Here is a 13,911-nt window from a genome sequence, read left to right on the forward strand (position 1 = left end):
TTCAGGCTTTGTTATATAAGGCTTTCGTTTTACTCGTGGTGCGCACGCGTAAAAAATAAGATAATTCCGCCCAGAACCCTGGCACGCGTAATATTTTACGCTGTACGTTTTTGGCATCCTGGCACAACTCCAGATTATTCGAGGTTGACACGCCGCCCATCGAAAATTCAGATACCAGCCCTTTAATTCGGCGGAACGGGTAACCTGACTTATACAGACTGGCTGCCAGCGCATAATCGGATGACACTTTATACTGCAAATCGTAAGGCTGTTTTTTCAGACCTTTTACCGGAAAGAAAATGGCCTGATGGCTGGCGGGCAAACTATGGTAGATATACCAGCCCGGCTTCGCGCTGCGGCACACTTTATGTCCGTCGCCAAAATCAAGCAGCGCATCGCCAATATACATGGCGTCCTCTTTCTGGCGCGCCAGCTGACGGGCAAACAGCGCCACGTCGTCATGGAAAATATCACCCGAATTCAGGAAGATGGCATAACGGCCTTGCGCCATATTGATGCCTTTGTTCATCGCATCGTAGATGCCTTTATCTTTCTCACTGATGTAGCGTAAGTTGAACTCACCGTTGAGTTTTTCCAGAAACTCCGCCGTGCCATCGTTCGAGCCGCCGTCGACCACAATCCATTCAAAGGTGAGGCTTGGATCGCGTGCCAGGTTGCGCAGCGAGCGCCAGGTTTTTACCACCCCTTCGTAATTACGAAAAGCGACAGTAATGACGCTAAGAAACATAAATCACCTCATTTCGTCATACGTGCGTAATATTAAGCGCTTTGCGCAGAATAAACGGACAGACAATCAAGAAAGCATATTCCGGGCTAAATATTGACCCGGTAAAAAACAGTGATACCGGCGTAAACAGATAAAGTTGCACGCGAAAGTTCTGGTTATCACCAAACGCGTTAATCATCATTTTGAAAACTTTAAACAGATACCACAGCGTCAACAGTACGGCGAACCACGAAAAATAAATAATTAACAGATACAGACCATTGTCTATGGTTTTACCGACATCCGCACCGTTAAAGATTCCGAATGATGCAACATATTCGTAAAGTGAGCCGAATCTTACTACACCATCAATATGGGTTAAGGAATAACCCACCATCACCAGCGGTCCAATGATGCGATAATAGGACGAAGACCCTTCCGTTCCCAAATCACCCAGACGTTCTGAGATGTACGGGAAGGCAAATATCACGCCCACCATAAATACCGTCAGGGAGATAATCGCCAGCGGCAGTTTTTTCTTAATCGCATCTTTGTTCAGGTACTGAAACGCCCATTCCAGCAGGTAAAACAGGATAAATGTCATTACCCCTGAGAACGATCCAGACAGAACAATTCCTGCAAGAATCATAGCATCGGTCTTAGGCGTTTTGATACCAAACTGTTTGATGCTGAGCCAAATTGAGATTAACGCCAGAGCGAAAAACGCCGGTTCAAAATAGAGGGCCGTGGTACGCTTCCCGCCGAACTTGATGAAGTTCAATACATAGCTGTTGCTGTAAATGAGATATTTCGAAATTATCTCCATCAGGCTACTGCCGCCGGTAAGAATAATTTGCGCCATCTCCATGGCAGCAAGCATAACAATTAACGCAACGGCAATATAAAAGAACCTGAGGATTTTCCGATAATTGTGCGGAGAAATCGTTTTGAAGCGAATACTCCAGACCATTCCGATAATAATAACGATATAAACAAACAGCATGGTCGAGGTGACGTATTTACTGGCATCCAGCGACTGGCCAAAGATGTAGTTAAACAGCGTCAGGCCCGTGCCCAACCCTAAGGCAATCATCAGCTTCTTAAGGTTGATTTTATCGACATACAGCAAAAGCAGAACGGGCAAGAAGGTGACGATGGTTATCGGGAAGCTTTCGCCGAGCTGGGCAATTTTGACGTTGACCAGCAGGTAGATCAGCGGCAGCAGCAGATAACTACAGATTCTGATAGAACGAGACATACTCCTCCAGCATCTGTTGTCCACTGTAGGCCTTGCGGCTGCGGTTGCGGAACGATTCCAGGTCAGTGCCAAAAACGGCCTGAGCGATCTGCGCCTTCGGCAGCTGAACCAGCGGCAGAACCTCCTGCTCGGCAAAAGTTTTGCCGCCGGATTTTTCCAGCACTTCACGTGCCGCATCGCTGTGGGTGGCAATCACCGGCACGCCGATGGAGAGCGCTTCACAAAGGATCAGCGGATAATTATCCACGCGTGAACTGAATACCAGCGCATCCATTTCATTAAGCGCGCTCATCAGCTTGCGCTTATCGGTTTCAAACCCGTGGTTCACCACGTTAGCCCCTTCAAACGGGGAAAATTTGCCGAAGGTATGAAGCTCAATTTTGTCACCCAGCGCCATCATGTCGCGCACCAGCTGCTGGTTGGTTTTCCCGTCGTAGCGCAGGTCATGCGCAACGATAGCGATTTTCGGTTTGCCCGCGGTTTCTGCCACCGGCGTCAGCTCGGCGAGAATGGCTTCCGTCGCCACGTCGATGCCGTTGTTGATAATCTGACAGCGCCCTGCCCCGTACAGGCTGTTGAAGGCATCGGCCACGTGCTGGCTCGGGGAGATAAACGTACAGCCGAGCGACAGCATGTCGCGGAAAAGCTGGCGCTTTCCGGCGACCAGCTGATGCGCGCGATCCACCTTCACCGGCGGATAGTTGCTCAGCGTCGGGCATTTCTGGCAGTTGTTTTTCCAGCCTTCGCAGCCGTCGGTAAACGCGCAGCGTCCGGTTACGCTCCAGTGATCGTGCAGCGTCCAGACGAAGCGGGTGTCGGGCTTGTGAGCCTGCACCTTCTGACAGAACGCCACCACCTCTTCCAGATTCAGCCAGTAGCTGTGCAGCACGTGAAAATGCAGCACAACCGGGCCGGTGGTACGGGTTACCGTGCGGTATAGCGTGTTCAGGTTGCCAAACAGATCGCGGTTAAACAGACGGAACAGCGCAATGTTAGCAATCGAGGTCAGGCGCGGCGTGTGCTTATGCACCTGCGGGAAATTATCGTGGCTAACGCTTTTCTTGCCGCCTTTGCCATAGCCGTAAATAAAACGAGACTGGAGTCCTTTTTGCAGCGCGCGCTGGTGCAGATCCAACGCCACCCCTGCCGCTCCGCCTTCTGCGAGGCGTACGTTAAATTGCAGAATGTTCATTTAATCACCTTCACGCGGGCTTTTTCTCCCACCACCAGCGCGTTATCCGGAATGCTGTCCAGCACCACACTGCCAGCACCAATCGTGACGTTATTACCAATCGTAATGTCACCGATGATCACCACGTTCGCGCCCAGCTCGACTTTATTGCCGATAACCGGGCAGGCCAGGCTGTCCGGCCCGCGGTTGCCAATGGTCACCCCATGGCGGATGGTGAAATCATCCCCGGCAACCACGAACTTGTTGATCACCACCGCATAGCCGTGATGGATGGTAAAACGGCGGCCAATGGTGGCAGCGGCCTGAATTTCATAGCCAAAAAAGCATTCGGTAATGATTCGGTACAGCACCAGCACGGGTGCCGCCCAGATATTGTTCAGCACATTTTTCTTGCGCCACACCGAGCAAAAGTGCGCGATGCGGTACGCCAGAACCATGCAGCACGGACGCAGGCTCCAGCTGTTAGCGCGGCAATCTTCCAGAAACATTATTTCCCCCGAAGCCCATCAGCCAGACGCTTGCCGTTACGCACGGACAGCAGCGTCAGCAGCGTGCGCCAGTTCATGCGCTTATTGCGGATCTGATAGAGGGTAAAGAGCTGATATTTACGGCTGGCACGGTCAAACTTGTCCTTGTGCTTGCGGTAAAAATGGAAGTAGCCGGAGAACTTCTTCGGCGAGGAGGTGATTTGCATCTCCCCGTGGTTGATGTGCAGGATTTGCGTAGCCTCTTCCACTTTCCACGGCTCGCCGTATTCCACCACCATTCGCAGGAAGATATCGTAATCCTGCGCGGCCTTGAGTTCGGTATCGAACAGGCACTCTTTGAAGCGCCACGCCCAGGTGAATACCTGGTTACCAATAATGTTGCGCTTGTAGAACAGGCGGCGTGAGTACGGTGATTTCGGGTACAGCGGCAGGCTGGCGGGCTGCGAGTAGACCTCGCCCTGGCAGACATAGTCGTTGGCGTACAGGAAAGCGTGCGTAACCAGCTGTTCTTTATGCGACAGGAAAATAGACAGGCGGTTAGGCGTCCATTCGTCATCGTCGTCGATTCCGGTGAGATACTGCCCTTTGGCCTGCATAATCGCCTGATTACGCACCGCACAGGCGCCGGAGTTGATGGCGTTGTGGGTATAGACCACCCGCGGGTCGTTGAGGTCAGTAACAAACTTTTGCAGCTGTTCATACGAGGAAGAGCAGTCATCAACGATGATCAGCTCCCAGTTATCGTAATCCTGACGTAACACCGACTTGATTGCGCGGATCGCCAGCTGCTGACGATTCCATGTCGGCATATAGATTGAAACTAAAGGGCGTTGTGTGGTCATGATCTTCCCCTGATCCCTCACCCCGCCCCTCTCCCCTCGGGAGAGGGTTAGGGTGAGGGGGATTGTTATTTGCTGTCAGACTTATATTCGTACTCGTAATACCCGTAATCCTGGTACCCGGTCGCGCGGCGGAAGATGGAGTTCAGGATCACACCTTTCACCTCAATCCCGTTCTGCTCGAAGCGGCTCAGGCTGGTTTCCACCTCTTTGAGGGTATTCACCGCGTAACGCGCCACCATTAGCGTCGTACCCGCATGGCGACCCACAACGGCAGCGTCGGTCACGGCCAGAATCGGCGGCGTATCGATCAGCACCAGGTCGTAGTTTTTGCTCGCCCACTCCACCAGTTCGGTGAAGCGTTCGCTCATCAGCAGTTCGGACGGGTTAGGCGGCACCTGACCGCGTGGGATCAGATCGAATTTCGGCACCGTTGTAGGTTTCGCGCTCTGGCTGATGTCACCTTTACCGAGCAGGATTTCCGACAGACCGTTAACGTTGTTGGTGCCCAGCAGTTCGTGGGTGTAGCCCTTACGCATATCGCAGTCGATCAGCAGCACGCGCTTGTTGGTCTGGCTGACAACGGCCGCCAGGTTGGCGCAGACGAAGGTTTTACCGATTGACGGGCTAACGCCGGTTAACATCAGGACGTTGTTTTTGGCCTGCATCATCGCGAAGTGCAGGCTGGTGCGCAGGCTGCGGATCGCTTCGATAGCAAGGTCTGTTGGGTTACCCACCGCCAGAAGCTGGCTCTGTTTGTAACGCTTAACGCCCTTGATGGTTTTCACGCTGTCACGGGATTTTTGCCACTCAGACAGCGGAATGCTGGCATAGACGTTGATACCGCTCTCTTCCAGCACCTGCGGGCTTTCGATTCCGCGGTTGAACAGCGAACGCAGCAGTACACCGACGATGGAGAGCATCAGGCCGAGAATAATGCTGCCGAGAATAATCAGCGCTTTCTTCGGCTTCAGTACCCCTGGCTGGGTAATCGCCGGGTCGACGATACGCACGTCACCGACGGTACTGGCTTCGGTGATTTTCAGCTCCTGCTGCTTGTTCAGCAATTGCATGTAAACCTGCTGTCCGGACTCCACGTCGCGGGTCAGACGCACGATCTCCTGCTGCGTTTTCGGCATCGCGGTCACGCGGTCATTGAGCTTCGCCTTCTCCTCTTCCAGCGTACGGCGTTTCTCCAGCAGCGTGCGGTAGGCCGGGTGGCGTTTGGTATAAAGCTTGGAAATTTCCGCCTCTTTGAAGGTCAGCTCGTTGAGCTGCGCATCAATGTTGACCATCGAATCAAGGACCGATTTTGCCTCCAGCGGCAGGTCAACGGAGTCTTTATCCTGACGATAAGCGTTCAGCTTGTTCTCGGCTTCATCCAGATGGGCGCGCACTTCCGGAAGCTGTTTTGACAGGAACGCCAGGCTTTTCGCCGCTTCCGCCGACTTACGCTCGACGTTCTGCTCAAGGTAGTTGCGGGTAATGCTGTTCAGGATGTCGCGGATTTGATCCTTATCTTCACCGGTAAAGGTCATGCTCAGCACGCCGGTGTCCTTACCGTTTTCGGTGACGGTCAGGTTGTTTTGCAGATTGTTGATCATCCCCAGCGTGGAGAATTTGGTGACGGTGAATTCACCGCCCTCCTGGGCGTTAATCGCGCTGACCATCATGCTGACGCCGTCTTTGGTCAGCATCTGCCCCACTTCACCGCGGGCGCTAAAACCTGCGTCGCTGGTTAGCTGATACTGTTTCGGGCCAAGCACCGTCAGGGTAAACGTCTGATCGGCAGCCCCTTTCGGCAGCACGAAGTCAGTGACTTTCACCGTGTCATTGCTTCGCCCCATCAGACGGTCCCAGCCGGCACCAAAGACTGGGAAGGTATTTTTGGTAACGGAGATATCGAGCCCGAGATCGTGAACCGTTTTACCCAGCACCAGACGTGACTGGATGAGCTGAATTTCAGCGTCGGATGCCGGCGGCTTGTTCGCCAGCGCGGAGCCGATATCCTGCACCAGCGAGTTACCGGTATTCTGCTCGATCTGCACCAGCGCGTCGGCGCTGTAGATAGGGGTGGCGAACAGCGTATAAACGACGGCCGCCGCGGCGAATACGGCGGTAATGCCAAGCACCCACCACTTTGCCTCTACAACAGTGCCGACCAGGCGCCCAATATCGATTTCATCACTGCCCGAAGTCGGGGCGGCAGAAGGTCTTGTTTTTTCTGTCATTGTTATCCCTGCTGAACTTTCAGTGCCTGCGCCCACTGTTGGGCAGACTGGTCAAGTAAGGTGTAAACCGCCTCAAAGGCCTCATGGCTTTTGCGATACGGATCGGGGATTTCACGTTCATTGTCCCAGTGACCAAACAGCATCACCTTGCCGCGCATCTCCGGAGCGATATCGCACAGCGCATGAATATGGCGTTTTTCCATCGTCAGGATCAGGTCATACTCCCGGCACATGCGGCCAGTGACCTGGCGGGCCACGTGACCGTCAAGAGAGAGGTGATGATCCCGCGCTACGCTCGTTGCGCGCTCATCGGCACCTTTACCGACCAGTGCACCCAGCCCTGCCGAATCAACGGTCAGTTCGGGCTGGTAGTGTTTCAACAACCGCTCAGCCGTAGGGGAACGGCAAATGTTCCCCACGCATACCACCAGAATTTTGTTAAACATCGCGGATTACCAGGTATGAATGTCGCGCGCCGTATCCGTCATGTAGCGAACGCCACTGATGGTTGGCAGCAACTGGTTGATCAGACGGTTCCAGCGGGCAACCGGCGCGGTGGTGACGTACACCACATCGTATGGCTGGAGACGGAACTCCGTCGCCATCACCAGAGAGGTCGCATCGGACATATCCAGCTGGTAGATGTTGGCAATCTTGCCTTTCGCGCTGCCCTCACCTTTCAGCGGACGGATCACGAAGATACCGGTCGCGTTAGAGGTCGTCAGATCGATACCCTCAGCATTGCCCAGCGCTTCGGTCAGCGTCATACCGCTGAAGTCCATCTTGAGGGTGCTCTGTTTCTTCACTTCACCCATCACGAAGACTTTCAGATCGTCATTGCGCGGCACGTAGAGAATGTCGCCCGGATAAAGCAGGCGGTTCTGGGTCAGATCGCCGTTTTGCATCAGCGCCTGCAGCGAAATGCGCTGCTCCTTCCCGTTGTGGGTGAGCACGACGTTGCGCCAGTCGGCGCCGTCGGTTAACCCGCCCGCGGCGTTGATGGCATCCAGTACGGTCAGAGGAACGTTGGTGATGGCCTGCTGGCCGGATTTGTTCACCTGGCCGGAGATATAGGCTTTTTGCGAGCGGAATGCGGCGATATTAACGTCCACCTGCGGATCGGCGATGTACTGCGCTAAGCGGCCGGTAATATCACTACGGATCTCGGCAAGCGTTTTCCCCGCAACATGGACTTTACCAATGTAGGGATAGAACATGGTGCCATCTGACTGCACCCAGTTACCGGTGTCGCTTGAGCTGCGGTACTGGCCCGCAGGCGTGGTCAGTTCGGGGTGGTCCCAGACGGTCACGTTGATCACGTCACCCGGCCCCACGCGATACTGGTAGGACGCAATTTCCTGGTCCAGCGACATATTCGGCTGGGCAACATTCGGACGTGGACGTAATTGTTCGACCAGACGAGGCGTAAGTGGATAAACATTCACCATTTTGTCGAGATCAAAATCGGCATCCTGTTGCTTGATCACATCCTTACCCATTGTTGACATATTGCTGCCGGGAAAGACCGTGCAACCACTCATCAAGGTCACAGACACCAATAATGGCATCAATTTCATTTTGGATTTCATCATTGATTATTTATCACTTTGGCAGAGTAATTATCCTGTGCAATTTAAATAAGCTCGAGTCGTATTGGGTTTCAGCATGCAGTTAATCAAATAGAAATATAACTGGCATCAGTCCTAAAAAAAGCTTATTCATCCATTGGCTCTTGACAGAATAATCGAGGCTGATTCACACGCTTTCAGGCACGCTACCGCCCTTGGCTTTCAGTTACCAATCCACTGACTAAACAATGTGTTATGGATAGACACCCTCTTGAGCAAGGTCTTCTGGAAATATATCAGTCGCTTGAGAAACCCGACGAATAATGAATAACCATCCCTGAAGACCGAACATTAATAGCAACACCGAGATTTAACATTTGATGCTGGGAGAATTGTTGCAGCTAACCTAATAGCAGGCAAGGAGACAACTGTCCTAATATCGGTTTTTAAGATTAATATTAAGAGCAAATTTTTGACCTTTTAGGATTTTCTTTATATTGACAAAATGAAAGCAAAAATCATCACCTGCGATATATCCTAAAATGCTTTCCCTGTAATTAAATATACGTATTTCGCTTATTTACAGATTATTGAGAATGCTCTCTTTTTTACCCGTCGTATTAAGAGAAATCTCAGCCCGGCATTGCAATTTCTCCCAGCTTTATCCATGATCGAAGTGTGACATTTGTCATATTACAGAAGGTATTGCTATTACTATGGAATGGATTGCCGATCCCTCAATCTGGGCAGGGCTGGTTACGCTGGTCGTCATCGAGCTGGTGCTCGGGATTGATAATCTGGTCTTTATCGCCATCCTCGCTGAAAAACTACCTCCTTCCCAGCGCGACCGCGCGCGCGTAACGGGTCTGCTGCTGGCAATGGTGATGCGGCTACTGCTGCTGGCCTCTATCTCCTGGCTGGTGACGCTCACTCAGCCTCTGTTCTCCATTCACGGTCTGAGCTTTAGCGCCCGCGACTTGATCATGCTCTTCGGCGGGTTGTTCCTGCTGTTTAAAGCCACGGTGGAGCTCAACGAGCGGCTGGAGGGCAAAGACAGCGAGAACCCGACCCAGCGCCGTGGGGCGAAATTCTGGCCGGTGGTGGCTCAAATCGTGGTGCTGGATGCGGTCTTCTCCCTTGACTCGGTGATCACCGCCGTCGGGATGGTGGACCACCTTGCGGTGATGATGGCCGCGGTCATTATTGCCATCACGCTGATGGTAATGGCCAGCAAGGCGCTGACCCGCTTCGTGAACAGTCACCCGACCATCGTGATCCTCTGTCTGAGCTTCCTGCTGATGATTGGCTTTAGCCTGGTGGCCGACGGCTTTGGCTTCCATATTCCGAAAGGCTACCTGTATGCCGCCATCGGATTCTCCGTCATGATTGAAGCGCTTAACCAGCTGGCGATATTTAACCGCCGCCGCTTCCTTTCCGCGAATCAGACCCTGCGTCAGCGCACGGCCGACACGGTTATGCGCCTGTTAAGCGGTAAGAAAGAGGATGCCGAGCTGGACGCCGAATCCTCCGCCATGCTGGCCGATCACAGCGACGGGCAGATCTTTAACCCGCAGGAACGGCTGATGATTGAGCGGGTGCTCAATCTCAATCAGCGGACGGTTAGCAGCATCATGACATCGCGACATGACATTGAACATATCGACCTGACGGCCCCGGAAGCGCACGTTCGCGCCCTGCTGGATAAAAACCAGCACACCCGCGTGGTGGTGACCGGCGGTGAAGAGGAAGATGAGCTGCTGGGCGTGGTGCACGTTATTGACCTGCTCCAGCAGCAGCTTCACGGTGAGCCGCTCAATCTCCGCGTCCTGGTTCGCCAGCCGCTGGTATTCCCGGAAGGGCTACCGCTGCTTTCAGCCCTGGAGCAATTCCGTAACGCGCGCACGCACTTTGCCTTTGTAGTAGATGAGTTTGGTTCAGTGGAAGGGCTGGTCACGCTCAGCGACGTGATGGAAACGATCGCCGGTAATCTGCCTAACGAGGTGGATGAGATTGACGCGCGCCACGACATTCAGAAAAACGCAGACGGCTCCTGGACGGCTAACGGCCACATGCCGCTGGAAGACCTGGTGCAATACGTGCCGCTGCCTCTGGATGAAAAACGGGAATATCACACCATTGCCGGCCTGCTGATGGAGTACTTGCAGCGTATCCCGCAGCCGGGAGAAGAGGTTCAGGTGGGAGACTATCTGCTCAAAACGCTGCAGATTGAAAACCATCGAGTGCAGAAGGTTCAGCTCATTCCGCTGCGGGATGAAGAAGAACTGGATTTTGAGGTATAAAAAAGCCGGGTGGCGCTTCGCTTACCCGGCCTACGATGTTCGGTTTTTGTAGGCCGGGTAAGGCGAAGCCGCCACCCGGCGCAACGGACATCACAGCTTATCCAGCAGCTTTTTCACATCCTTGCCGTCCTGTGAATCTTTATTACGATCCGCCCAGCCGCTAAGCCGACGTTTCGCTTCATCCTGCAGATGCTTGCGCAGGATCTGATCCACCTGCAGGCTGTAATTCAGTGCCTGCCATTTGCCGTATACGGTCAGCGGGACCGGCGTCTCTTTCAGGAAGTCGATGAGCTTGCTTTCACCCTGCCAGCCGGAAAGTACCCGAACGTTAAAGCGCGTATCCGCCGTCTCTTTCACCAGATCCAGCTTGCCTTCACCGGTCACTGATAAGAGTGAAGAGGCGCCCTGCATTCCGTCGAGAGTAAGCTGGCCGTTGTCCAGCGTCAGGTCCGCGGTGAAGCTCTCGAGGCGGGTGGCGCTGTCGTAGTTATCCTGGGCTTTTACATCGCTGCTGCGCTCAACCGCCTGCTGCACCAGCTGCTGGAAGTTAAGCCCTTCCATACGGGAATTTTTCAGATCGAGATGCGCCTGCCCCTGCCACTCGCGGCGGAAAGCATCGGCATCAATTTGCGAACCTGAGAAGTCACCCGCGAGCGTCAACTGCCCCGTCAGGGATATCGGGTAGTTAAACGCCTTCAGGATGGTGCCTATCTCAACATTGTCGAGACGCGGCTGGAATTCGGCGCTGGCAACGTCTTTACGGACATCCAGCGTACCGGGCAGCGAGAGGTTCCCTGCGCCCATCTTACCGCTCAGTTCGGAGATCACCAGCAAACCGTTATGGTTAAACATCTGGCTGCTCACGTCGGTAAAGTCCATGCCTCGCCAGCGCAGGCTATTGGCTTTCAGCAGAATATCCGCCGTGAATCCACGCAGGGCGTTATAGTCGGGCTGATCGAGATTAGACGAGATAACCGGACGTGATACCGGAGCCTGGCTTTGCCCCGTCTGCGTGGCATCGCTGTCCGTGGCGCTGGCTGGCAGAGGCGGCAACAGGTTTTCAAGGTTGAGCCTGTCAAACTGCAGATTCAGCACCCACTCCGGCTTTTCTTCGAGCGTGACGCTCGCCTGCCCCTTCAGGCTACTGTCATTAGCCTGCAGGTTGAGATTATCCAGCTCCAGCTGTTTTTGTTCTTCGCGCCATACGGCCTGCAGCGTTCCCTGCCCGGCGATCCCCTGGGCGGGAAGATCGGCCCCCGTCAGCTGCCAGTTAAGCTGCTGGATATCAGCCGCGAGCTGATGCGGGTAGTCTGACGCATTCACATTCGCATTCAGCGACAGGGTCAAATCACGCTGATCGCGATTCACGCGCCCGCTAAACTCTACCGTCGCAAGGTGGTGAGCATCCTGTTCCATCTGTAGGTTAATGTCGCGAACGGTCACCTGCTCCTGGTGTTCATGCTGGAAAACCAACACGCTATCGGCAACTTTCAGCTTGCCGATATCAAAGGACCAGCCGGTATCGGACGGCTCATCAGGCAGGGTATTCTCGCGCGGCGCGACCGGCGCATTTGCATCACGCACGGCTTCGGTTTGCGGGGTGAGCTGAATCACCGCGCCTTTCAGCATCACCTGCTTAACCTGCAGCTGATGGGAAATGAGCGGGATCAGCGCCACATCAAGGCGCATGTTGTCTGCGGACACCAGCGGCTGGGACGCTCCCGGCGCGGTGAGCGACATGCGGCCAGAGAGAATGCTGAGCTGCGGCCAGACGTGCCAGCGCAGCGGCCCGTCAAGATTCAGTTGATAACCACTGCGTGCCTCGACCTGCCGCACCATGTAAGCGCGGAAATCGTTGGGGTTAACCAGCAGAACCAACGCCGAAAGGCCAGCCACCAGCACCACCAGCAAAATCATCAGCGTTGTCAGAACTCTTCTCATGGCATCCTCAATGGGCTAACGATCAGTCTTTATCAATGCGGCTGGCAACCGCGCCCTGCTGGTCGCGATATTTTGCGTCCTGCCGACGGTTATAAGGACGATCTGCCGGGCCTGACAGCGGTTCAAAACTTAACGCGCCGATCATCATTCCCGGCCGCAGCGCCAGCGGCAATTTACCGGCATTGAAGAATTCCAGAACGATACGCCCCGACCAGCCGGGATCGATACGGTGCGCGGTCACGTGAACCATCAGCCCCAGTCTCGCCAGCGAAGAACGGCCATCAAGCCAGCCGACCAGGTCCGCAGGCAGGGTTACAGATTCAAACGTCACCGCCAGGGCCAGTTCACCCGGATGCAGATAAAAAGCTTCGCCCTCGTCGATAACGATTTCGTCACTCATCACACGATCGAGCGCAGCGCTGACTTCGTCCTTCGGCCCGCTGAGGTCAATGAACGGTGCGGTATGGCCGCTAAAGGTGCGGAATTTATTCCCCAACCGTACATCAACGGTCACACCATTGATACGCTCAATGGGTGGACGTGGGGTAATAGACAAACGGCCTTCATCCAGCCAGGCTTCTATATCGCGATCACAAAGACGCATGGCACTTTCTCCTTTCATGCATCGTACCCTGAGGCGGTAAGCGCTCAGGGTAAAACCAGGTTATCTCTGAACGGTACACAATTCACGCGGCTTATTCAAAAAACTGGCTGATTTTCGCTTTTAAGATATCTATAGCAATGCGGTTTTTACCCCCGCGCGGCACAATGATATCGGCGTATTGTTTGGATGGCTCAATAAACTGCAGGAACATCGGGCGAACCGTTTTCTGGTATTGCGCCATGACGGAGTCCATCGAACGGCCGCGCTCATTCACGTCACGCTTGATGCGGCGCATCAGGCAGATATCCAGCGGAGTATCAACGAAAATCGAGAAGTTCATGGATTCACGCAGGCGGGCGTCGGTCAGAAGCAGGATGCCTTCGAGGATAATGACCTTTTTCGGCTCGATGCGGATGGTTTCCTGGGTGCGGGTGTGTTCTACGTAACTGTAAACGGGCAGTTCAATCGCCTGGCCGCTCTTGAGCGCTTCTAAATGCTGGAACAGCAAGCTGTGATCCATTGCATTTGGGTGGTCATAGTTCGTTTTAACGCGCTCTTCCATCGAGAGATGGGATTGATCTTTGTAATAGCTGTCTTCGGGAATGACGCCGATATGCTCATCACCTACTTGTTCACGCAGTTCGCGATAAAGCGTACTGGCAATTAGACTTTTACCTGAAGCCGATGCGCCGGCGATGCCTATAATGACGCACTGATGAGACTTATCAGTCATAAATTTAGCGACCTGATTAACCTGGATGTT

At 53.9% G+C, this 13,911-nt stretch carries 12 protein-coding genes; 1 reads left to right on the forward strand and 11 read right to left on the reverse strand.

The genetic code is table 11. The features are described 5' to 3' along the window. Position 1: 1 nt before the first annotated feature. The 8 genes from wcaE to ACW9E7_RS12850 all read right to left on the reverse strand — a co-directional run bounded on the left by wcaE (position 2) and on the right by ACW9E7_RS12850 (position 8,327). Positions 2–748 carry a colanic acid biosynthesis glycosyltransferase WcaE gene (gene wcaE, locus ACW9E7_RS12815; RefSeq protein WP_008499420.1) on the reverse strand — a complete coding sequence of 249 codons (747 nt, stop codon included), beginning with the start codon at positions 746–748 and terminating at the stop codon, positions 2–4. Between the two features lie 16 nt (positions 749–764). Continuing rightward, positions 765–1,985, reverse strand: a complete 1,221-nt coding sequence (gene wcaD / locus ACW9E7_RS12820; protein ID WP_008499419.1) for a colanic acid polymerase WcaD — start codon at positions 1,983–1,985, stop codon at positions 765–767. Further along, positions 1,960–3,177: a colanic acid biosynthesis glycosyltransferase WcaC gene (wcaC, locus tag ACW9E7_RS12825; RefSeq protein ID WP_111965782.1), complete on the reverse strand. Its 1,218-nt coding sequence runs from the start codon at positions 3,175–3,177 to the stop codon at positions 1,960–1,962. Before wcaC ends, wcaD begins: the two co-directional genes overlap by 26 nt. Further along, positions 3,174–3,665, reverse strand: a complete 492-nt coding sequence (gene wcaB / locus ACW9E7_RS12830; RefSeq protein WP_458727874.1) for a colanic acid biosynthesis acetyltransferase WcaB — start codon at positions 3,663–3,665, stop codon at positions 3,174–3,176. Before wcaB ends, wcaC begins: the two co-directional genes overlap by 4 nt. Continuing rightward, a complete protein-coding gene (wcaA, locus tag ACW9E7_RS12835; RefSeq protein WP_023312403.1) occupies positions 3,665–4,507 on the reverse strand; it encodes a colanic acid biosynthesis glycosyltransferase WcaA in 843 nt (280 codons plus the stop codon). Before wcaA ends, wcaB begins: the two co-directional genes overlap by 1 nt. Before the next feature lie 65 nt (positions 4,508–4,572). Next, complete coding sequence (wzc, locus tag ACW9E7_RS12840; RefSeq protein ID WP_111965784.1) at positions 4,573–6,735, reverse strand: tyrosine-protein kinase Wzc; 2,163 nt, start codon at positions 6,733–6,735, stop codon at positions 4,573–4,575. A 2-nt stretch (positions 6,736–6,737) separates the two neighbouring features. Continuing rightward, complete coding sequence (gene wzb, locus ACW9E7_RS12845) at positions 6,738–7,181, reverse strand: low molecular weight protein-tyrosine-phosphatase Wzb (RefSeq protein ID WP_023312405.1); 444 nt, start codon at positions 7,179–7,181, stop codon at positions 6,738–6,740. Between the two features lie 6 nt (positions 7,182–7,187). Further along, positions 7,188–8,327, reverse strand: a complete 1,140-nt coding sequence (locus tag ACW9E7_RS12850) for a polysaccharide export protein (protein ID WP_014170829.1) — start codon at positions 8,325–8,327, stop codon at positions 7,188–7,190. Between the two features lie 692 nt (positions 8,328–9,019). Here ACW9E7_RS12850 and ACW9E7_RS12855 point away from each other — a divergent pair. Then, positions 9,020–10,603: a TerC family protein gene (locus ACW9E7_RS12855; RefSeq protein ID WP_115875802.1), complete on the forward strand. Its 1,584-nt coding sequence runs from the start codon at positions 9,020–9,022 to the stop codon at positions 10,601–10,603. Positions 10,604–10,693: 90 nt separating this feature from the next. Here the strand turns inward: ACW9E7_RS12855 and asmA are convergent, their stop codons facing one another. The 3 genes from asmA to udk all read right to left on the reverse strand — a co-directional run bounded on the left by asmA (position 10,694) and on the right by udk (position 13,881). After that, positions 10,694–12,544 carry an outer membrane assembly protein AsmA gene (gene asmA / locus ACW9E7_RS12860; protein ID WP_458727875.1) on the reverse strand — a complete coding sequence of 617 codons (1,851 nt, stop codon included), beginning with the start codon at positions 12,542–12,544 and terminating at the stop codon, positions 10,694–10,696. A gap of 22 nt (positions 12,545–12,566) precedes the next feature. Continuing rightward, positions 12,567–13,148 (reverse strand): dCTP deaminase, encoded by a 582-nt coding sequence (gene dcd / locus ACW9E7_RS12865; RefSeq protein WP_111965787.1) that lies wholly within the window; start codon positions 13,146–13,148, stop codon positions 12,567–12,569. A 91-nt stretch (positions 13,149–13,239) separates the two neighbouring features. Further along, a complete protein-coding gene (udk, locus tag ACW9E7_RS12870) occupies positions 13,240–13,881 on the reverse strand; it encodes a uridine kinase (RefSeq protein WP_008500855.1) in 642 nt (213 codons plus the stop codon). Positions 13,882–13,911 lie beyond the last annotated feature (30 nt).

This window comes from Enterobacter sp. H2G27, assembly GCF_054403075.1.

Bases quoted from the DNA above. Each gene is read 5' to 3' on its own strand.
- wzc (WP_111965784.1), bottom strand. From the start codon at position 6,735: ATGACAGAAAAAACAAGACCTTCTGCCGCCCCGACTTCGGGCAGTGAT.
- wcaC (WP_111965782.1), bottom strand. From the start codon at position 3,177: ATGAACATTCTGCAATTTAACGTACGCCTCGCAGAAGGCGGAGCGGCA.
- wcaB (WP_458727874.1), bottom strand. From the start codon at position 3,665: ATGTTTCTGGAAGATTGCCGCGCTAACAGCTGGAGCCTGCGTCCGTGC.
- dcd (WP_111965787.1), bottom strand. From the start codon at position 13,148: ATGCGTCTTTGTGATCGCGATATAGAAGCCTGGCTGGATGAAGGCCGT.
- wcaE (WP_008499420.1), bottom strand. From the start codon at position 748: ATGTTTCTTAGCGTCATTACTGTCGCTTTTCGTAATTACGAAGGGGTG.
- ACW9E7_RS12855 (WP_115875802.1), top strand. From the start codon at position 9,020: ATGGAATGGATTGCCGATCCCTCAATCTGGGCAGGGCTGGTTACGCTG.
- asmA (WP_458727875.1), bottom strand. From the start codon at position 12,544: ATGAGAAGAGTTCTGACAACGCTGATGATTTTGCTGGTGGTGCTGGTG.
- wzb (WP_023312405.1), bottom strand. From the start codon at position 7,181: ATGTTTAACAAAATTCTGGTGGTATGCGTGGGGAACATTTGCCGTTCC.
- udk (WP_008500855.1), bottom strand. From the start codon at position 13,881: ATGACTGATAAGTCTCATCAGTGCGTCATTATAGGCATCGCCGGCGCA.
- wcaA (WP_023312403.1), bottom strand. From the start codon at position 4,507: ATGACCACACAACGCCCTTTAGTTTCAATCTATATGCCGACATGGAAT.
- wcaD (WP_008499419.1), bottom strand. From the start codon at position 1,985: ATGTCTCGTTCTATCAGAATCTGTAGTTATCTGCTGCTGCCGCTGATC.
- ACW9E7_RS12850 (WP_014170829.1), bottom strand. From the start codon at position 8,327: ATGATGAAATCCAAAATGAAATTGATGCCATTATTGGTGTCTGTGACC.